The 20,582-nt window shown below is 61.7% G+C and carries 16 protein-coding genes; 7 read left to right on the top strand and 9 right to left on the bottom strand.

Features of this window, described 5'->3' with window-relative positions:
- The first annotated feature begins 16 nt into the window (after positions 1-16).
- On the top strand, positions 17-1,405 hold the full coding sequence (locus ATY75_RS06945; RefSeq protein WP_088936960.1) for an MFS transporter: 1,389 nt from the start codon (positions 17-19) through the stop codon (positions 1,403-1,405).
- 8 nt (positions 1,406-1,413) lie between these two features.
- Here the strand turns inward: ATY75_RS06945 and purH are convergent, their stop codons facing one another.
- The 4 genes from purH to htpX all read right to left on the bottom strand — a co-directional run bounded on the left by purH (position 1,414) and on the right by htpX (position 7,378).
- Complete coding sequence (gene purH, locus ATY75_RS06950; protein ID WP_088936961.1) at positions 1,414-3,030, bottom strand: bifunctional phosphoribosylaminoimidazolecarboxamide formyltransferase/IMP cyclohydrolase; 1,617 nt, start codon at positions 3,028-3,030, stop codon at positions 1,414-1,416.
- Between the two features lie 151 nt (positions 3,031-3,181).
- Complete coding sequence (locus tag ATY75_RS06955) at positions 3,182-4,855, bottom strand: heparinase II/III family protein (RefSeq protein ID WP_088936962.1); 1,674 nt, start codon at positions 4,853-4,855, stop codon at positions 3,182-3,184.
- Positions 4,856-5,036: 181 nt separating this feature from the next.
- Complete coding sequence (locus tag ATY75_RS06960) at positions 5,037-6,425, bottom strand: RsmB/NOP family class I SAM-dependent RNA methyltransferase (protein ID WP_088936963.1); 1,389 nt, start codon at positions 6,423-6,425, stop codon at positions 5,037-5,039.
- The gene (htpX, locus tag ATY75_RS06965) at positions 6,416-7,378 is read right to left on the bottom strand and encodes a zinc metalloprotease HtpX (protein WP_012559379.1); all 963 of its coding nucleotides are present in this window, start codon (positions 7,376-7,378) and stop codon (positions 6,416-6,418) included. Before htpX ends, ATY75_RS06960 begins: the two co-directional genes overlap by 10 nt.
- A 110-nt stretch (positions 7,379-7,488) precedes the next feature.
- Here htpX and ATY75_RS06970 point away from each other — a divergent pair, with 110 nt between their 5' ends.
- On the top strand, positions 7,489-7,713 hold the full coding sequence (locus ATY75_RS06970) for a DUF1674 domain-containing protein (protein ID WP_064841202.1): 225 nt from the start codon (positions 7,489-7,491) through the stop codon (positions 7,711-7,713).
- A gap of 345 nt (positions 7,714-8,058) precedes the next feature.
- Positions 8,059-8,268, top strand: a complete 210-nt coding sequence (locus ATY75_RS06975) for a DUF1508 domain-containing protein (RefSeq protein ID WP_082935701.1) — start codon at positions 8,059-8,061, stop codon at positions 8,266-8,268.
- 68 nt (positions 8,269-8,336) lie between these two features.
- On the opposite strand, the gene acs is transcribed toward ATY75_RS06975, so the two are convergent.
- Positions 8,337-10,292, bottom strand: a complete 1,956-nt coding sequence (gene acs, locus ATY75_RS06980; protein WP_088936964.1) for an acetate--CoA ligase — start codon at positions 10,290-10,292, stop codon at positions 8,337-8,339.
- 229 nt (positions 10,293-10,521) lie between these two features.
- On the opposite strand from acs, the gene ATY75_RS06985 reads away from it, so the two are divergent.
- Complete coding sequence (locus ATY75_RS06985; protein ID WP_064841204.1) at positions 10,522-11,229, top strand: DUF1013 domain-containing protein; 708 nt, start codon at positions 10,522-10,524, stop codon at positions 11,227-11,229.
- 77 nt (positions 11,230-11,306) lie between these two features.
- Here the strand turns inward: ATY75_RS06985 and ATY75_RS06990 are convergent, their stop codons facing one another.
- The 3 genes from ATY75_RS06990 to ATY75_RS07000 all read right to left on the bottom strand — a co-directional run bounded on the left by ATY75_RS06990 (position 11,307) and on the right by ATY75_RS07000 (position 15,145).
- Positions 11,307-12,242, bottom strand: a complete 936-nt coding sequence (locus ATY75_RS06990; protein WP_088937018.1) for a flagellin — start codon at positions 12,240-12,242, stop codon at positions 11,307-11,309.
- Between the two features lie 255 nt (positions 12,243-12,497).
- Positions 12,498-14,408: a propionyl-CoA synthetase gene (locus ATY75_RS06995; protein ID WP_088936965.1), complete on the bottom strand. Its 1,911-nt coding sequence runs from the start codon at positions 14,406-14,408 to the stop codon at positions 12,498-12,500.
- A 77-nt stretch (positions 14,409-14,485) separates the two neighbouring features.
- Entirely contained in the window at positions 14,486-15,145 is a 660-nt protein-coding gene (locus tag ATY75_RS07000; protein WP_088936966.1) for a YggS family pyridoxal phosphate-dependent enzyme, read from the bottom strand.
- A 201-nt stretch (positions 15,146-15,346) separates the two neighbouring features.
- Here ATY75_RS07000 and leuS point away from each other — a divergent pair, with 201 nt between their 5' ends.
- From leuS to holA, 3 genes are read left to right on the top strand one after another with little or no spacing between them, the layout of a single operon-like run.
- A complete protein-coding gene (gene leuS / locus ATY75_RS07005) occupies positions 15,347-17,977 on the top strand; it encodes a leucine--tRNA ligase (RefSeq protein WP_088936967.1) in 2,631 nt (876 codons plus the stop codon).
- The gene (gene lptE, locus ATY75_RS07010; protein WP_088936968.1) at positions 17,967-18,488 is read left to right on the top strand and encodes an LPS assembly lipoprotein LptE; all 522 of its coding nucleotides are present in this window, start codon (positions 17,967-17,969) and stop codon (positions 18,486-18,488) included. The genes leuS and lptE overlap by 11 nt, the downstream gene beginning before the upstream one ends.
- Before the next feature lie 10 nt (positions 18,489-18,498).
- Positions 18,499-19,539, top strand: a complete 1,041-nt coding sequence (holA, locus tag ATY75_RS07015) for a DNA polymerase III subunit delta (RefSeq protein ID WP_088936969.1) — start codon at positions 18,499-18,501, stop codon at positions 19,537-19,539.
- 153 nt (positions 19,540-19,692) lie between these two features.
- Here the strand turns inward: holA and ATY75_RS07020 are convergent, their stop codons facing one another.
- Positions 19,693-20,574 carry a ParB/RepB/Spo0J family partition protein gene (locus tag ATY75_RS07020; protein ID WP_088936970.1) on the bottom strand — a complete coding sequence of 294 codons (882 nt, stop codon included), beginning with the start codon at positions 20,572-20,574 and terminating at the stop codon, positions 19,693-19,695.
- Positions 20,575-20,582: the final 8 nt, after the last annotated feature.

The raw sequence follows: 20,582 nt of genomic DNA on the forward strand, positions 1-20,582 counted from the left end.
GCGGAAAAAGGAGCGGATGTTGAATCGCATCGACTGGACAGGAACACAGCCGCCGAAGGCCACGGAGAAGGGCATCTGGGGGTGGATGTTCTTCGATTGGGCAGCCCAGCCCTTCTTTACCGTGGTCACCACCTTCATCTTCGGTCCCTATTTCGTCTCCCGTCTGACCGATGACCCGGTTTCCGCGCAGACGACGTGGAGCAACATGGCGACGATCTCCTCGGTGATCATCGCCCTGCTCTCGCCGATCCTCGGCTCGATCGCCGACCAGTCCGGCGCACGCAAGCCGTGGATCGGCTTCTTCGCGGTCATCAAGATCGCGAGCCTATTCTGCCTGTGGTTCGCAGCCCCAGGCTCGCCGGTTCTCTATCCCGTCATTTTCATGATCCTCGCCTCGATCTCGGCCGAGTTTTCGATCGTCTTCAACGATTCGATGATGCCGCGCCTGGTCGCCAAACACGAGGTCGGCAAGCTCTCCAACACTGCCTGGGGGCTCGGTTATCTTGGCGGCATCATCGTGCTGATAGCCGTCGTCACGCTTTTGGCGGCAAGCCCGGAGAGCGGCAAGACCATCCTCGGCCTCGATCCGCTATTCGGTCTCGATCCTCAAACCGGAGAGGATGCGCGCATCACCGGGCCGATCTCGGCGGTCTGGTATCTGATCTTCATCCTGCCGATGTTTTTCTTCACGCCGGATGTCGGTAGGGGCCTGCCCTTCGCCACCGCCGTCCGCGCCGGCCTGCGCGAACTGAAAAACACGCTTGGCGAACTCAAGGAGCGCCGCGGCATCCTGAAATTCCTCATCGCCCGGATGATCTACCAGGACGGCGTCAACGGTCTGCTGATCCTCGGCGGTGTCTTCGCCGCCGGCATGTTCGGCTGGGCAACGATCGAGATCGGCATCTACGGCATCATCCTGAACGTCGTCGCCATCTTCGGCTGCCTGATCGCCGGCCGCATCGACAAGGGCGTCGGTTCGAAGGTGACCGTCGTCATCAGCCTCACCATGCTGCTTCTCGCCACCATCGGCATCATCTCGACCGGGCCGGGTTATACGCTGTTCGGCCTTCTGTCGCTGCCGACGACGGATTCCGGCGGCCTCTTCGGCACCGCGGCGGAAAAGGCCTATATCCTTTACGGCCTGTTGATCGGGTTCGCTTTCGGACCGGTCCAGGCCTCGTCGCGCTCCTATCTCGCCCGCAGCGTCAGCCCTGAAGAAGCCGGCCGCTACTTCGGCATCTACGCGCTTTCGGGGCGCGCCACGAGTTTCATGGCGACACTGCTCTTTTCGCTGGTGACCTATATGAGCGGATCACCGCGGCTTGGAATGGCCACGCTGATCCTGTTTCTCGCCGGCGGACTGGTGCTGCTCGTCCGCACGCCCTATCCGGCCGATCGGGCATAGACGCCCAATTAGTGCCGGAAGTGGCGCATGCCGGTGAAGACCATGGCGATGCCATGTTCATTGGCGGCATCGATGACCTCCTGATCGCGCATCGAGCCGCCCGGCTGGATCACCGCGGTCGCGCCTGCGGCAATCATCGACAGGAGACCATCGGCAAACGGCAGGAAGGCTTCGGAGGCGACCGCCGATCCCTTTGTCATCGGCACCGCAAGGCCGAGCGCCTTGGCGGCCTCTTCGGCCTTCAGCGCGGCGATGCGGGCGGAATCGACGCGACTCATCTGGCCGGCGCCGATGCCGGCCGTCTGGCCGTCCTTGGCATAGACCACGGCGTTCGATTTCACGTGTTTGCCGATCTTGAAGGCGAACTTCATGTCCTCGAGTTCCTGCGCCGTCGGCGCACGCTTGGTGACGACCTTGAGCTCCAGATCCTCGACCATGCCGTTGTCGCGACTCTGGACCAGCAGGCCGCCGGAAACGGTCTTCGCCGTCAGGCCGGCGGCACGCGGATCGGGCAGGCCGCCGGCGGAGAGCAGCCGCAGGTTCGGCTTGCGGGCGACGATAGCCTTCGCTTCCTCCGTCACATCGGGGGCGATGATCACCTCAGTGAAGAGCTTGACGATCTCCTCGGCGGTTTCGGCATCCAGCGTTCGATTGAGCGCGATGATGCCGCCGAAGGCGGAAACGCTGTCGCAGGCGAGCGCCCGCTGATAGGCCTCGACCAGGCTCGACCCGGTGGCGACGCCGCAGGGATTGGCATGCTTGATGATGGCGCAGGCCGGCGCCTTTTCGGGCAGGAACTCGGCGACCAGTTCGTAGGCGGCATCGGTATCGTTGATGTTGTTGTAGGAGAGCTGCTTGCCCTGGAGGAGGGCAGCCGTCGACACACCCGGTCGCTTCTCGCCGGTCACGTAGAAGGCGGCCTTCTGGTGCGGGTTTTCGCCGTAGCGCATCTCTTCCTTCAAAGCACCGCCGATAACGCGGTGACGCGGCGTGTCGATCGACAGCGCTTCGGCGAACCAGTTGGAAATCACAGCGTCATAGGCCGCGGTGCGGGCATAGGCCTTGGCGGCCATGCGCTGGCGGAAGGCATAGGCCGTCTTGCCCTCATCGGCGGAAAGCTGCTCCCTGAACTCGGCATAATCGTTGGGATCGGTCAGGATCGTCACATAGGCATGGTTCTTGGCCGATGCGCGGATCATCGCCGGGCCGCCGATGTCGATATTCTCGACGGTTGTGGGATAATCGCCGCCGGCCGCACGCACTTCTTCGAAAGGATAGAGATTGATGACGGCGAGGTCGATGGCCTCGATGCCATGCTGTCTCATCGCCTCCTGGTGTTCGCTATCGTCACGGATCGCCAGCAGGCCACCATGCACCGTCGGATGCAGCGTCTTGACCCGTCCGTCCATGATCTCGGGAAAGCCGGTGATCTCGGAGACATCGGTAACGGCAAGGCCGGCGGCGGCGATGGCTTTGTATGTGCCACCGGTCGACAGCAGCCGCACGCCTTTGGCAGACAATGACTGGGCGAGCTCGACAATCCCGGTCTTGTCGAAGACGGAGAGGAGGGCGGTCTTGATTTCGACCTTGTCGGGGGCGGGGATCTTCTTGGAAATGACGGCCATCAAACCTTCTCCGTTCGGGCTTCGGGAGACATCCGCTTGGGTTGGAGCAGGATTCGGATTTCAGGCCGGCTCGGGCCTAAGACCATCCTGCTCCAGGACGCTCGCATTGTGAGGCCGCGTTAGCACAGCTTCGCCGCCGCGCAAACAGGTGCTATCCCCTGCGGGACAAAAACCAACGGATTTCCGTCTTCTCGGCAAGATCGAAGTCGATTTCGATCTGGTCCGAACCGCAGATGCCGGAGCTGTCGGCGAAGAAGATGTCCTCGGTGATCAGCACTTCATTGCCGGGCGCGGAAAACTGCCAGCTTTCGCCGTCCGGCGCCGTCAGCAGCACGGACTCCCCATCGCTTTGATGCACGACGATGGAGGGATGGATATGAAAACGGGCGACGGCCTTCACGGGCTCGTCATGTGCATATCCTTCCCGGACGACGAGCCGGTCGTGGCCGGTCACGATCGAGCCTGCGGCATTGAGCGTCAGCTCTCTTTCGTGCAGCACCCCGAACGCCCTGAGATAGCCGTCATGGCTGAGCTTGATGCCGTCGCGTCCGTCCTCGGTTTCGGCACGCTCGACCGTAACGGTCCTTACCGGTTCGGAGATCGCGTGATTGAGGAAGGGCGAGGGGGAAAACCGGCTGGACGAAGTGTCGTTCAAAATAACTGTCGAATGCGCCGCCGTCGTTCGCGCCATCTGGACATAGCGGTGCCCGGCAAATTTCGGCGAGCCGGAATTGACGATGAAGCGGTGGCGGCCGGACGACATTTCGAAGGAGAGGCTGCCGGCATGGACGGTCCGCAGCCCGCCTCCCGAAGGCGGCGTGCCGGCATCGGCGATGATCACGGTCTTTCCTCCGGAAAGCCGCTGATAGCGCGACTGCGGCAAGGCCTTGAACGGCTGGCCGGCGGTCTCGTCATATCTGAGCACCGAGATCAGCTCGTTTGCCAGTGTCGAGGTCGCCCCGTTGAACAGCGCCAGATCCCCATCCTGATGGCGAAAGAACCGCAATGCCGGATAGATTCGGTCGATGCCGGAAATCAGCTTCTGCGGCAGGTCATGGCCGAGATTGACATAGGTTTGCCGCAGCGGCAGCAGATCGAGCAGCAATTCCAGGCCGACGCGCGGATTGCGCGAGATATGGCCGCCATCCGGCAGAATCTGGCTATCGAATTCGCGGTCGAGCGCCTGCGCCGCCCTTCGGAGCGTCGACGCACGGACAGGCATGGCGACGGAGGCCATGGCGAGCGCGATACGCAACCGAAACAGCTCCAGGCCGCCGAGCGTATAGGGCGCCATGCGGTGCAGGAACCTCACCTGGAATGCCAGCGACTTCATGAAGCGGCGATAGAAGCCGCGATCGGCATTATGCAGCACCACCGGCGAATGCGAGAGCCAGGCAATAACGCGCTGTGCGGTGACGTCGATCTCCCATGCAATCCCGTCCATCCGGCCGGCATGGAGGGAAAGCCAGCTGTCGACGATCGCGCGGGCGGCGGCCGAATTGCGCTCCGTCTTGTTCGCCCGCATATGCCGCAGCCAGCCGAAGCTGTGAAGGCGGGTCGCGAAGGGGCGCGATGGCAGGGTGAAGGTGAAGGGTGACTTTCCACCCGTTTCCAGCATGCGCCCGGCCAACAGAAACCGTCCGTTGAGGATCTCGTCGGCCACATGCGAATCGATGCTGCGGAGATCGGTCGGCGCGACGATCAGACGCTCGGGCACGTTGATGGAATGGCGGAAGAGTTTTAGGCGCAGCAACGCGACGCGGCGCAAGGCGCGCCGCCAAGCCTCCCGAACATACATGCTCGCAAAACGCCGACCGGACTGCATATTCTATTGTCTATTGACCCTCGTGGTTAAGAATAGGTGAAAAGCGGCCGATTTCATCGCCCACAATGAATTAATTCGTAACAATGTTCGAATATACGCAAATTAACGTGCTTCACCGCGCGGTCACGCGCGGATGTGAAGCCTCTTCCATGGGCGGATGCGCCGCAACGGGCGTGAGCAATCAGGCCACGCGCCGCAGCACGGCGGCATAAAAGCCGTCAAGGCCGGAGGCGATGCCGTCGGGCATTTTCAGCATGGTGGGAAGCGTGCGGAATTCACCGAGCGGCGTGATCGCCGCTTCCAGGCCGGACCAGTCGCCGGCATCGATTTGAACGCGCTCGATCCCATCCGTATCGGCCAGAACGCGAGCGACGACCTCCTCGCCTTCGGCCGGATCCAGCGAACAATTCGAAAAAACCAGCGTTCCATCTGGCTTCAGCAATGTCAGCGCATGACGCAGAAGCCGCTCCTGCAGCGCCGCCAGCCTGCCGATATCCTCGGGCCCCTTGGTCCACAACACGTCCGGGTGTCGGCGCGTCGTGCCGGTGGAGGAGCAGGGGGCGTCGAGCAGGATCGCGTCGAAACGCTCGGCTGGCTCGAATGCCGTCAGATCCGCCGCGATCGTTTCAGCCTCAAGGCCGAGCCGGTCGAGATTCGACCGCAGCCGTCTCAGCCGGCTTTGCGACTGGTCGAGTGCGGTGACCGTGCCGCCGGCAAGAATGAGCTGCGCCGTCTTGCCGCCGGGCGCAGCACAGAGATCGGCGGCGCGCTTGCCCGAGAGATCGCCGAAAAGCTTGGCCGGGATGCTTGCGGCCGCATCCTGCACCCACCACGCGCCTTCGTCGAAACCTTCGAGCGAAGGGATGCCGCCGTCGAAGGCGGCAAGCCGCACGCCGCCGGTGGGAAGGACAACACCGTTCAGCCGCTTTGCCCAGCCTTCGGCGTCCGATTTGACGGTCAGATCGATTGCGGCTGGTTGAAGCTGGGATTCCGAAATGGCCAGCGCCGCGTCCCGGCCATAGGCCTTTTCCAGCCTGGCGACGAACCAGGCCGGCATCGGCGCGACCTTGCCGATCTCGACGAGCACCTCACCCTTCTCGCGGCCGAGCCGGCGGAGAACGGCATTGACCAGCTTGGCGAAACGCCGGTTGCGCGGATCCTGATTGGCCTGCTCGACGGCAAGATCGACAGCCGAATGATCCGGCACGTCGAGATAGAGGATCTGCGCCGCCCCGATTGCCAGCACATGCTGCAGCGCCCGAGCCCCCTCCGGCAGCGGCGATTCCAGCAGCGCTGCAATCGCCGCATCGATGCGCGGCAGATGCCGCAGCGTCGTGTTCAGGATGGCGCGGACGAGCGCCCGGTCGCTTTCGCCAAGCGCCCGGTAGGCCGGATTGCCATGTTCGTGATCGAGTGCGCCGTCGAGCGGCAGCTTGCGATCGACGACGGCGCCGAGAATTTTTGCCGCTGCAGCCCGGGCCTGCAGGCCCGGTTTTGCCGGCGCGGATCGCTCGGTGGAGGGCTTATGTTTGCGGGATGGTTTCTTCGTGCCGTCTGAATTCAAGACCATGGACCTTTTGGCGGTTGCGAACCACCGCGACCAAGACCCGTATCCGGAACAGAGCGCGATTTGCGCGACGGATTAGCAGCCCGAACCGGCGGCGTCGAGACGTTCATGCCGCCTTGCGCCATGTCCTGCAGCGCAGCGATGCGGTTTTCCGTGTTCGGATGCGTCGAAAACAGATTGTCCATACGCTCGCCGGAGAGCGGATTGATGATGAACATATGCGCGGTCGCCGGATTGCGCTCGGCATCTTCGTTCGGCACGTGGGCGGCGCCACGGGCGATCTTGCCGAGCGCGGAAGCAAGCCAGAGCGGATTGCCGCAGATCTCGGCGCCGCGGCGGTCGGCGGAATATTCGCGCGTCCGGCTGATCGCCATCTGCACCAGCATGGCGGCAAGCGGCGCCACGATCATCGCGACGAGGACGCCGACGAAACCGAGGGGATTGTTGTTGTTTTCACGGTTGCCGCCGAAGAAGAAGGCGAAATTGCCGAGCATCGAGATCGCCCCGGCAAGCGTTGCCGTGATCGTCATCGTCAGCGTGTCGCGGTTCTGGATATGGGCGAGCTCATGCGCCATCACGCCGGCGACTTCCTCCGGAGACAGTGCCTGGAGCAGGCCGGTGGAAGCGGCAACGGCAGCGTTTTCGGGATTGCGGCCGGTGGCGAAGGCATTCGGCTGCGGGCTGTCGTAGAGATAGACCTTCGGCATCGGCAGACCGGCATTGCGGGCGAGATCGCGCACGATCGCAAAGAATTCAGGCGCGTTGCGTTCATCGACCTGCTGGGCGCGATAGGCCGAAAGCACCATGCGGTCGGAATTCCAATAGGAGAAGAAATTCATGCCGGCGGCAATGACGAAGGCGATCATCATGCCGGCGCGACCGCCGATCAGAAAGCCGACAAACATGAAAAGCGCCGTCATGAAGGCAAGCAACATGGCAGTGCGGACGAGGTTCATTGCGGATCTCCATCTCCGATTTCGCCGTGATAAGCTTTCAATCGCGGTATCGGCGCATTATGATTTGGTTATTCACCAGCCATTTTCAATATTTTCCGGCAGGAGATGCCATGCAGGACGCCGATAACGACAATAGCCGAACGCCGACGGCCGAGGGCTCGGAGCCGCCGCGCAAGATGCTGTCTCCGGCTGCCAAACGCGCCCTTGCCGAAGCCGAGGAGCGGCGAAAGAACCAGAAGCCGCTGGAGCTGCCACCGGAGACCGGCGGCCGCGGCGGCGCCGAGCCGGCCCGATTCGGCGATTACGAGATCAACGGCCGGGCGATCGATTTCTGATTCGGCCTCGGGTAGCATGACCTAGCTACATTGTGTGTTCTCTGTGGAACTCAGCGCAGAGAAGAAAAACTTTATTAACTGTCTGATAAAAATACAAAAACTTGAAATTCTGCATACGATCAGACCCCCAACATATGGGCTTTCTTGACTCCGATGCGCGAATCCCCCTTACTTCGTTGTAGCAAAGAAAAAGCCGCCACCCCCCGACCAAGGAAAAGTGACGGCTTTGGACTTGCATCCCGCTCTATTGCGTTAGGTGCGGGACACGGCATCCGTACAATTGGTATTGAGTCAGATAATGCCGCCGTGGTCAAGCCTGACGTTATCAAACGTAAGGAGGCCATTATGGCCACACGTACATACCCATCCTACTGGATGTATAAAGATGCGCGGAATGAATGGCGTTGGAAGTATGATGCTTCCAATGCTGAGACCATCGCGGTTAGCAGCGAAGGCTATGTCAAACGTAGCGACTGCGAACGAAGCATTGAGATCATGAAGGCGTCGTCTGGCAGCGCGGTTTGGTTCCCATCCGATTTGGCAAACGTAGCCTAAAAGCAGCTTTATTTCCCACGCAGAATAAAAGGCCGCTCCAACTTAAAGAGAGGGAGCGGCCTTTCTATTCAGGCAGTCGCCTTGTTCTGCCGGTTGGCGATCAGATCGTCGACGACGGCCGGATCGGCGAGCGTCGAGGTATCGCCGAGTGCACCGAAATCGTCTTCGGCGATCTTGCGCAGGATGCGGCGCATGATCTTGCCCGAGCGAGTCTTCGGCAGGCCGGGCGCAAACTGGATCTTGTCGGGCGCGGCGATCGGACCGATTTCGGCACGCACATGTTTCACCAGGTCCTGGCGAAGCGTGTCCGTTCCTTCGTGGCCGGCCATCAGCGTCACATAGCAATAGATGCCCTGGCCCTTGATCGGGTGGGGATAACCGACGACGGCGGCTTCCGACACCAGATTGTGCGAGACGAGCGCGGATTCGACCTCCGCTGTGCCGAGCCGGTGGCCGGAGACGTTGAGCACGTCGTCGACACGGCCGGTGATCCAGTAATAGCCGTCGTCATCGCGCCGGCAGCCGTCGCCGGTAAAATATTTCCCCTTGTAGGTGGAGAAATAGGTCTGGATGAAGCGCTCGTGATCGCTATAGACGGTGCGCATCTGGCCCGGCCAGCTGTCGGTGATGCAGAGATTGCCGTCGGCCGCCCCTTCCAGCACCTTGCCCTCATTGTCGACCAGCTGCGGTTTGATGCCGAAGAACGGCGTGGTCGCCGAGCCGGGTTTCAGGTCGGTGGCGCCGGGCAGCGGCGTGATCATGTGGCCGCCGGTTTCCGTCTGCCACCAGGTATCGATGACCGGGCAGCGCTTGTCGCCGACGACATTGTAATACCACTCCCAGGCTTCCGGGTTGATCGGTTCGCCCACAGTGCCGAGCAGGCGGAGCGACGAGCGCGACGAGCGGGTGACGAAGTCGTCGCCGGCCCCCATCAGCGAACGGATCGCCGTCGGCGCGGTATAGAAGATATTGACCTTGTGTTTGTCGATGACTTCCCAGAAACGGCCCTGGTCGGGGAAATTCGGCACGCCCTCGAACATCAGCGTCGTCGCGCAGTTGGCGAGCGGCCCGTAGACGATATAGGAGTGGCCGGTGACCCAGCCGACATCGGCGGTGCACCAGTAGATATCGCCGTGATGGTAGTCGAAGACATATTCATGCGTCATCGCCGCATAGACGAGATAACCGCCGGTCGTGTGCAGCACACCCTTCGGCTTGCCGGTCGAGCCTGACGTATAGAGAATGAACAGCGGATCTTCCGCCTTCATCTTCACCGGCGGGCATTCCGGCTTCACCGTGGCGATCTCCTGGTGGTGCCAGAGATCGCGGCCCGGCGCCCAGCCGGTCTTGCCGCCGGTGCGGCGCACCACCAGCACCTTGCTGACATGCACGTGCTGGCGGGCGGCGATATGGATCGCCGTATCGGTATTGTCCTTCAGCGGTACCGGCTTGCCGCCGCGCAGCCCTTCGTCGCAGGTGATGACGAAGGTGGATTCGCAATCGACGATGCGCCCCGCCAGGGCCTCCGGCGAAAAGCCGCCGAAGACCACCGAATGCACCGCGCCGATGCGGGCGCAGGCGAGCATCGCGTAAGCCGCTTCGGGGATCATCGGCATATAGATGGTGACACGGTCGCCCTTCTTGACGCCGTGCTTCTTCAACACGTTCGCCATCCGGCAGACATGTTCGTAGAGCTCGTTATAGGTGACCTTCTTATCGATATAGGGATTGTCGCCTTCCCAGATGATCGCCACCTGGTCGCCATTGGTCTTCAGATGGCGGTCGATGCAATTGTAGGAGACGTTGGTCTGGCCGTCCTCGAACCACTTGATCGAGACCTTGCCGGTAAAGGAGGTGTTCTTGACCTTGGTATAGGGCTTGAACCAGTCGATCCGCTTGCCGTGTTTGCCCCAGAACTTGTCCGGGTTCTCGACGCTTTCCTCGTACCATTTCAGGTACTTTTCCTTATCGATCAGGGCGCGCGCCTTCACCGGCTTCGTCACCGGATAGATCTTCTCCGACATGCAACTCCTCCTCATGGAACATGCGACGGGCCGCGTGGGTTTAGGGCCCGGATTTCAAATCACGGCAATTCATAGCAGCTCGCATCGTGGCGGCAATTAGACAAAGGTCATTTCATTTCGGAAGAATTGCAATTCTGCGACAGTGCGGTTATATAGCGGCATATTTCCCGGACATTGTGGTGACAATCCACGGACCGCGACCGGCGCGGACGATAGAAGGACTATATCCATGGCTCAAACACTGCTCATGCCGAAGGCGACCGCCATCTGGCTTGTCGACAACACGGCACTGTCTTTCGATCAGATCGCGCAGTTCTGCAAACTGCATCCGCTCGAGGTCAAGGCGATCGCCGACGGCGAAGCGGCGCAGGGCATCAAGGGCCTCGATCCGATCTCAACCGGACAGCTCTCCCGCGATGAGATCGCCCGCGCCGAAGCCAATCCGAACCACAAGCTGAAGCTTTCCGAACCCAAGGTGCGCGTGCCGGAATCCAAGCGCCGCGGCCCGCGTTATACGCCGGTTTCCAAGCGTCAGGACCGTCCGAACGCCATTCTCTGGCTGGTTCGCAACCATCCGGAGCTGAAGGACGCGCAGATTTCCCGCCTCGTCGGCACCACGAAATCCACCATCGAGCAGATCCGCGAGCGCACCCACTGGAACTCCGCCAACCTGGCGCCGATGGATCCGGTAACGCTTGGCCTCTGCAGCCAGATCGATCTCGACATGGAAGTGGAAAAGGCTTCCAAGGGCCGGCCGCTGCCGACCGCCGCCGAGCTTGGCGCGACGCTGCAATCGGCCCAGGAAACCGAGCGCCTGACCCCGGGCTACGAGCGCGAGGAGGAAAAGGAAAAGGAAATCGACGCCGACGCCGTCTTCCGCAAGCTGAGCTCGCTGCGCTCCGCGCCGAAGGACGAGGACGACGACGATCAGTACTGAGAGATCGACGATCTCATGAAAAACCCCGCCGATATGAGCTGATCGGCGGGGTTTTTTGTTGCGGATCGCCTGTCGGCTTAGCTGCGGAACAGGGTGAGGATGTTCTGCGCCGAGCTGTTGGCGATCGACAGCGACTGGACGGCGAGCTGCTGCTGCGTCTGCAACGCCGAGAGCTTGCTCGATTCTTCTTCCATATCGGCATCGACCAGGCGGCCGACGCCGGAGTCGATCGAATCGTGAAGACCGCTAACGAAATTTTCCTGCAGCTGGATACGCGTCGAGATCGAGCCGAGCGCCGAGCCGGCCGCGGTCATGGCGCCGAGAACCAGTTCGACACCGGTCAAGGCCGCGTCGAGCTGACCCTGGGTGAAACCGGTAATGTCGAGATCATAGATCGATGCCATGACGATGACGGTGCCGCCATAGGTTCCATTGAAGGCGGTGCCGATAATCCCGCTGCTGGTCTCGATCGCGCCGGTGCTGGTCATGCCGAAGAGCACGTTGCCAAGCGAGCCTGAATCGAGCACGTAATCCGTCATCTTCACCGAAACGGCGTTGCTGCCGTCGCGGACGAAGGAGGAAACCACGCTCTTGGTGCCGGAGGCGCCGGCGACCCAGTTTTCACCGGAGAAGGACGCCGACTGGGCGATGCTGAGCAGTTGCTCCTGCAGCTGGTCGAGTTCCTGCTGGATCTTGGTCTTGTCGACGCCTTTTTCCGTGGCGGCGACGATCTTCGCCTTGATGTCGCTGACGACGTCGAGCGCACTGTCCATCGCCGAATAGGCGGTATCGACCTTGGCCGCGCCAAGCCCGAGCGCGTCGGAGACGGCCGAAAGCGCCTTGTTGTCGGAACGCATGGTCGTCGCGATCGACCAGTAGGCAGCGTTGTCGGACGCCTTTTCGACACGATAACCCGACGAGACTCGGCCCTGGGTGTCCTTGAGGCCGTCGTTTACGCCGCGCAAAGTCTGCAGCGCTGCCATGGCAGCGTTGTTGGTAAGGATGCTTGTCATGATCCGTTCCACAATCATTGAGAAAGGGGCATCCGGACTACAGCGCCGCGCGTCTCTTCAGATGCGCAAAGGATTCTGTAGCACTTCAACTGCTGCACAATTTGTCCTGAAATCGCGATCGATTTGAGGACCTAGCAGCAGGCCGGGTAACGGCGACCGCGTCATGCAAAGCCTGCTATGCAAGCCATTGCCGTTAACGAACCCTTGCATCACATGGTTAACAATTCCTCAATCAGGCTTATGAAATGCTTAATTTCACATCGGCAGGGAGCCCAAACCGCGCCCGCGCAACGCCTCGGCGATTTCCTCCAAAACCGTTGGATCGTCAATGGTTGCGGGCATTTTCCAGGGTATGCCGTCGGCAATTTTCTGCATCGTGCCGCGCAGGATTTTGCCGGAGCGGGTCTTCGGCAATCGGTTAACGGCGATAGCCATTTTGAAGGCGGCGACAGGCCCGATCTGATCGCGAATCATCGCCACCACCTCTGATTCGATCGCCGTCACCTCGCGGGAAACATTCCGTTTCAGCACCAGGAAGCCGCACGGCACCTGCCCCTTCAACCTGTCGATCACGCCGATCACCGCGCATTCGGCGACATCGGGATGACGGGCGCAGACTTCCTCCATCGCCCCGGTGGAGAGCCGATGACCGGCGCAATTGATGATGTCGTCGGTGCGCGACATGATGAACAGATACCCGTCCTCGTCGACATAGCCGGCATCGGCGGTCTTGTAGGTGCCGGGAAACTCGTCGAGATAGGCCGACCGGAAACGCTCGTCCGCGTTCCAGAGGGTCGGCAAGCAACCGGGCGGCAAGGGAAGCTTGATGACGATATTGCCGAGCGTCCCCGCCTCGATCGGATGGCCGGCATCGTCGAGCACGGCGATATCATAACCGGGCATCGGCAGCGCCGGCGAACCGTGCTTGACGGGAAGGGCACCAAGGCCAAGCGGATTGGCGGCGATCGGCCAGCCGGTCTCCGTCTGCCACCAGTGATCGATGACGGGGATGGCGAGCATGCGCTCCGCCCATTTCAGCGTCTCCGGATCCGCCCTCTCGCCGGCCAGAAACAGCGCCCGCAGATCCGGCATCGGATACCGCCGCATCAGTTCCCCGTCGCCGTCCTCCCGGCGAATGGCGCGGAATGCCGTCGGCGCCGTGAACAGCACTCGCACCTGATATTCCGAAACGACACGCCAGAATGCGCCGGCATCCGGCGTGCCGATGGGTTTACCCTCGAAGATCAGGGTGGTGACGCCTGAGATCAGCGGCGCATAGACGATATAGGAATGTCCGACGACCCAGCCGATATCCGAAGCCGTCCAAAACACCTCGCCCGGTTTCAGGCCGTAGATATTCCGCATCGACCAGTGGAGCGCGACCATATGGCCGCCATTGTCGCGCACGACGCCCTTCGGCTGGCCGGTGGTGCCGGAGGTGTAGAGGATGTAAAGCGGGTCGGTCGCCTTGACTCGAACACAGGCGATCTCGGCGCCGCGATGCCGCGCCACCGCCGCTTCGAAATCCTGGTCGCGGCCGCTGGCCAGATCGGCCCGATCCTCCGGCCGTTGCAGCACCAGACAGCACTCCGGCTTCGAACGCGCCATCTCGATTGCCTGGTCGACCAGAGGCTTGTAGGCAACGATGCGGCCGGGTTCGAGCCCGCAGCTCGCGGTGATCACCAGCTTCGCACCGCAATCGTCGATGCGGGCAGCAAGCTCGCTGGCGGCAAAGCCACCGAAGACGACGGAGTGCACCGCACCGATGCGGGCGCAGGCAAGCATCGAAAACACCGCCTGCGGGACCATCGGCATATAGAGGATCACACGATCACCTCTGGCGATCCCGAGGTCGACCAGCGTCGCGGCGATAGCCTTCACCTCGTGAAGCACTTCGTCGTAAGTGAAGCGACGCTTTTCGCCAGTCATCGCACTGTCGAAGATAACAGCCGTGTCGCCGCCGCGCCCGGCGGCCACATGCCGGTCCAGGCAATTGTGGCAGGTATTGGTTTCGGCCCCTGCGAACCAGCGGCCATAGACGCCTTCGTCGGGCGAAAATACCCGCTCCGGCGGTTTGAACCAGTCGATATCGGCGGCAGCATCGCCCCAGAAGGCTTCGGGATCGCCTTTCCAGGCCGAATAGGCCTGACGATAGCCGTTCTGCATCTGCTCCTCCCCAGGAAAGCCTCGATCATAATCTAGGCGGAGGGAAGCGGGACGGGAAGCCCGACCAAAGCAGGGTTTCAGCGCGTGCCGAAAATTGCCGATCCTACACGCACGCTGGTGGCGCCGAAGGCGATCGCCGTTTCATAATCGCCCGACATACCCATGGACAATTTTTCGACGCCGCATGTGAGCGCAAGCTTTGCCAGCAGGGCGAAATGCGGGCCGGGATTTTCCTCGGCCGGCGGAATGCACATCAGACCTTCGATGGAAAGACCGAGTTCATCGCGGCAGAGCGTAACGAAAGCCAGCGTGTCGTCAGGGGCGATGCCGGCCTTCTGCGGCTCGAGCCCGGTATTGACTTGCACGTAGAGCCGCGGCCACTTGTCCTGCCGCTTCATCTCCTCGGCCAGCGCGCGGGCGATCTTTTCCCGGTCCACCGTCTCGATGACGTCGAAAAGCGCCACCGCATCCGCCGCCTTGTTCGATTGCAGCGGTCCGATCAGATGCAGCACGATATCCGGCTGTTCGGCTTTCAGCGCCGGCCACTTGCCCTGGCTCTCCTGCACCCGGTTCTCACCGAAGACGCGCTGTCCAGCGTCGATGGCCGGGCGGATCGCCTCCGCCTCGAAGGTCTTCGACACGGCGACGAGCTGAACGGACCCCGCAGGCCGCGCTGCCGGGCGTTCACCAGCGGCAATCCGCGACCGCACGTCGTTCAACCGCTCTTGAAGTTCCATCGTTCTGCCTCGACATACCTGCATGAAAGGATTGGCAATGAACTAACCAGCCAATCTGTGCTTGCCAAGACCCGCTCCGGCGAAATCGCCTGACCGCAACGAAGATCGGCCGCTTGCAGCGCCTGCAAAACTTGACGCTACGGTGGTTTCATGGTGAAGGTCTCGACCAACCTCCCCTGATTTTCCGGAATTTCGAATAACATGGCCACCGAACGTTATAATCCGCGCGACGCCGAGCCCCGCTGGCAGCAGAAATGGAACGAAGACAAGGTCTTCGAGACCGACAACTCAGATCCGCGCGAAAAATATTACGTCCTCGAAATGTTCCCCTATCCGTCGGGGCGCATCCACATGGGCCATGTCCGCAATTACGCCATGGGCGATGTCGTTGCCCGCTACAAACGCGCCCGCGGCTACAACGTGCTGCACCCGATGGGCTGGGACGCCTTCGGCATGCCGGCGGAGAACGCCGCCATGGAGCGTGGCGTGCATCCGGCCTCCTGGACCTACCAGAATATCGGCTCGATGAAGGCGCAGCTGAAGGCCATGGGGCTGTCGCTGGACTGGAGCCGCGAATTCGCCACCTGCGACGTCGAATATTACCAGCACCAGCAGCATCTCTTCCTGGATTTCCTCGAGAAAGGCCTGGTCTACCGCAAGCAGTCGAAGGTCAACTGGGACCCGGTCGACAACACCGTGCTCGCCAACGAGCAGGTGATCGACGGCCGCGGCTGGCGGTCCGGCGCGCTGGTCGAACAGCGCGAACTGACGCAATGGTTCTTCAAGATCACTGATTTCAGCCAGGATCTGCTCGACGCGCTGGATACGCTCGACCAGTGGCCGGAAAAAGTGCGTCTGATGCAGAAGAACTGGATCGGCCGTTCGGAGGGTCTGACGGTACGCTGGGAGATCGTGCCGGAAACGGCGCCCGCCGGCGAGAGCGAAGTCACGGTCTATACCACCCGGCCGGACACGCTGTTCGGCGCCTCCTTCCTGGCGATCGCTGCCGACCATCCGCTGGCGAAGGACGCCGCCGCAAGGAATGCCGATATCGAGGCCTTCTGCGAGGAGTGCCGCCGGGCCGGCACCTCGCTCGCCGCCCTCGAGACCGCCGAGAAGAAGGGCATGGATACCGGTATCCGCGTCCGCCATCCGCTCGATCCCTCCTGGGAACTGCCTGTCTATATCGCCAATTTCGTGCTGATGGATTACGGCACCGGCGCGATCTTCGGCTGCCCCTCGGGCGACCAGCGCGACCTTGATTTTGCCCGCAAATACGGCTTGCCGGTCGTGGCCGTCGTCATGCCAAGGGATGGCGATGCAGCGAGCTTTTCCGTCGGCGACACGGCCTATGACGGCGAAGGCGTGATGATCAATTCGCGCTTCCTCGACGGTAAGACGACGGAGGAAGCCTTCAATATCGTTGCCGACCGGCTGTCGGCCGCTTCGCTCGGCAATGCGCCGCAGGGCGAACGCAAGGTCAACTTCCGTCTGCGCGACTGGGGTATTTCCCGGCAGCGTTATTGGGGCTGCCCGATCCCGGTCATCCATTGCGACGATTGCGGCGTGGTGCCGGTGCCGAAGAGGGACCTGCCGGTCAAGCTGCCCGACGACGTCACCTTCGACCAGCCGGGGAATCCGCTCGACCGTCATCCGACCTGGCGGCACGTCTCCTGCCCGACCTGCGGCAAGGACGCTCGCCGCGAGACGGATACGATGGACACCTTCGTCGATTCGAGCTGGTATTTCACCCGCTTCACCGCCCCTTGGGAAGGCAAGCCGACCGATCCTGAGGCGGCTAACCGTTGGCTCCCGGTCGACCAGTATATCGGCGGCATCGAGCATGCGATCCTGCATCTGCTCTATTCCCGCTTCTTCACCCGCGCCATGCGCGAGACCGGCCATGTCGCCGCGACCGAGCCGTTCAAGGGTCTCTTCACCCAGGGCATGGTGGTTCACGAGACCTATAGCCGCGGGGCCGGCGGCAGCCGGGAATGGGTGGCGCCGGCCGACATCCGCATCGAGGAGATCGACGGCAAACGCCGCGCCTCCCTGCTGACGACGGGCGAGGAAATTGCGATCGGCTCGATCGAAAAGATGTCGAAATCGAAGAAGAACGTCGTCGATCCCGACGATATCATCGCCTCTTATGGCGCCGATACCGCCCGTTTCTTCGTCCTGTCGGACTCCCCGCCGGAGCGCGACGTCATCTGGTCCGAAGCCGGCGTCGAAGGCGCCCATCGTTTCACCCAGCGTCTGTGGCGGTTGATTTCCGAAGCCGCGGCTGCGCTTTCCGCGGTCGCGCCTGCGCCCGCAACCGGGGGGGAAGCATTGTCGATCTCGCAGGCCGCCCATAGGACCCTGAAGGCCGTCGAGAACGATTACGACAAGCTCTGGTTCAACAAGGCCGTCGCCCGAATCTATGAACTCGTCAACGCGCTGGCGGCGCCGATGACCAGGGTCGCGGCGGGCGAGGGTGATGCGACCTATCGCGCGGCGGTGCGCGATGCCGCCGAGATCCTCGTTCAGCTGGTCGCGCCGATGACGCCGCATCTGGCTGAGGAATGCTGGACCGCACTCGGCAACAAGGGGCTGCTTGCCCGGACCGATTGGCCGCGATACGACGAAACGCTCGTCATCGAAAACGATGTCGTCCTGCCAGTCCAGATCAACGGCAAGAAACGCGCCGAATTGACAATTTCTCGCGACGCAGATCAGAATGCCGTCACCAACGCCGTGCTGGATCTGGAGGCGGTGAAGAACGCGCTGAACGGGCAGGCGCCGAAGAAGATCATCGTGGTTCCCCAAAGGATTGTGAACATTGTCGTCTGATATCGCTTGCAAGCTGGTTCGCAACGCCGGCATCGTCATGATCCTTGCCTCCGCGGCTTTTCTCTCTGCCTGTCAGGTCCGGCCGCTTTATTCGGAAAATTCCGGCCTCACCGAAAAGCTTGCCTCGGTCGGCTTTTCCCCGGCAGGCAGCCGGGTCGAGCAGCAGGTCCGCAATCACTTGATCTTCCTGGCGTCGCGTGGTGCCGGCGAACCTGAAAAGCCGGACTACCAGGTCGACTTGCACGCCACCTCCTCTGTGGCCGACACGCTGCTGACGGATTCGGCCGATACCTCGCGCGCCGGCCGTGTCACCGTCAGCGTCACCTACACGCTGCGCGCTTCGACCGATAACCACGTCATCAAGGCCGGAAACCGCGCCACCACGGCCCTGGTGGACTTCCCTGACCAGGAATTCGCCAAGCAGCGGGCGATCCGCGACGCCGAGAACCGCGCGGCCGATCAGGTGGCGGAATTCGTCGGGGCCGATATCGCCGCTGCGCTCAGCCGCTGAGGGCGGAGATGTGGCGGAGATAAAATCCCACGAATTCGAAACTTTCCTGCAGAAATCGGCGCGAAATTACCGGATCTTCGTCATTTACGGGCCCGACCGGGGTCTGGTTTCGGAGCGCGCAGCTCTGCTGGCCGGCAAGACCGGTGTTGCCCTCGATGATCCTTTCTCGCTGACCAAGCTCGATATCGGCGACCTGCAGAAGGATCCCGGACGCCTGGTCGACGAGGCTCAGTCTATCGGACTGTTCGGCGGCGAGAAGCTGATCTGGATCCGCGGCGCCGCCAATGAAAAATATCTTGTCGATCCCTTGGCGCTGCTGGCTGAAAAACCGCTCGAAGCCGCCCATCTGATCGTCGAAGCTGGTGACTTGAAGAAGGGCTCCCTGCTTCGCAAGACGGCCGAAGCCGCACGATCGATCATGACGATCCCGTCCTATGCCGATGACAGCCGCGCCCTGAATGCCCTGATCGATACCGAATTGAGCGCCGAGAAACTCGCCATCACGCCGGCTGCCCGCCAGGCGCTGATCAGCTTGATCGGCGGCGATCGCATTGCTTCACGCAACGAGGTGCGCAAGCTTGCCCTCTATTGCCGGGGCTTCCAGACCGTCGAAGAACATCACGTTACCGAAATAATTGGTGACGCCAGTGCGATCTCCGTCGACGATGCCGTCGATGCGATTCTGAGCGGCGATCTCATTGGATTTTTGCACGCCATGCAGAAAATCAGCAGCTCAAAAACCGCGATCTTTCTTGTCCTGCAGGCCTGCCTGAAACAGTTTCAGCTGCTCGATGCGATGCGGGCTGAAATGCAGGAGAAACACCTGCAGGCGCCTCAGATCATGCAGACGATGGGTCGTCATCTGCATTTCCGCCGCAAGCCGATCATCGAGCAGGCGCTGCGCCAATGGACCGCGGAAAGCATCGCGCGTGAATCCAATCGGCTGCAGGCCGCCATTCTGCAAAGCCGCCGGCGACAGGTGCTGGAAGACAGCATCGCGATGCAAACACTTCTGTCCACCACCCTTCAATCCGGCCGTAAATCCGCCTGACCAAAACTCTCATTATGCATGTCGCCATTCCGCAACCGCTTCAGAGTTCCGGTCGACATGGATCAAGGCATTTCGCGCGGAAGTGTGCAACGGTTACGGCAGAAAACGCGGAGCTAAAGCGCGCGGAGCGACTCTGAAAGATCGTCACGAGCTTCAGCGCCTTTCAAGCAGCCGGCAGATTTCTTCGAGCTGCTCTAGCGACTTATAGGAAATTTTGATCTGACCGCCACTCGTCTTGTGATTGATCGCAACATCAAGGCCGAGTGCATCGGAAAGCGTCCGCTCCAAAGCCAGCGTGTCCGAATCTTTCTGATCTCGCCGCGCGGCGGCCAGCTGCGGCTCGGATTGTGCTTTGATATTGTTTTGCGCCAGCTTTTCCGCATCGCGCACCGACATGCCCTTGGCGACAATGGTGCGGGCAAGACCTGCCGGGTCAGGCGTCGAAACCAGCGCCCGCGCGTGCCCGGCCGATAGGCTGCCGGCGGCCAGCAAATCGCGGACCGGATCGGGCAGCTTCAGCAGGCGCAAGGAGTTGGCCACATGACTGCGGCTTTTGCCGATGATTTCGCCGAGGTCGTTCTGCGTATAACCGTATTCGGCAATTAACTGCTCGTAACCCAGCGCCTCTTCGAGTGGATTGAGATCCGCCCGCTGAACGTTTTCGACAATGGCGATCTCCAGCGCCGTCTTGTCATCCACGTCGCGGACAATGACGGGGATTTCGATCAACCCGGCCAATTGGGCGGCGCGCCAGCGTCGCTCGCCAGCAATGATCTCATATTGATCCCGGCCCATCGTCCGCACGACGATCGGCTGCACGATCCCGTGCTGGCGAATGGAACTGGCAAGATCATGCAGCTCGGTATCGTCGAAGAACCGACGGGGATTGCGGGGGTTGCGGCTGACGAACTCGATCGGAATCATCCGGTCGGCACTGATCGTCCGTTCAGCTTCCACCGGAACAGGCTGATCCATTTCACCGATCAGCGCCGCAAGGCCACGGCCCAATCGCCTTTTCGATACATCGTCATTCATGATCAACT

The organism is Rhizobium sp. N122 (genome assembly GCF_002211295.1).
Taxonomy (GTDB): Bacteria; Pseudomonadota; Alphaproteobacteria; order Rhizobiales; family Rhizobiaceae; genus Rhizobium.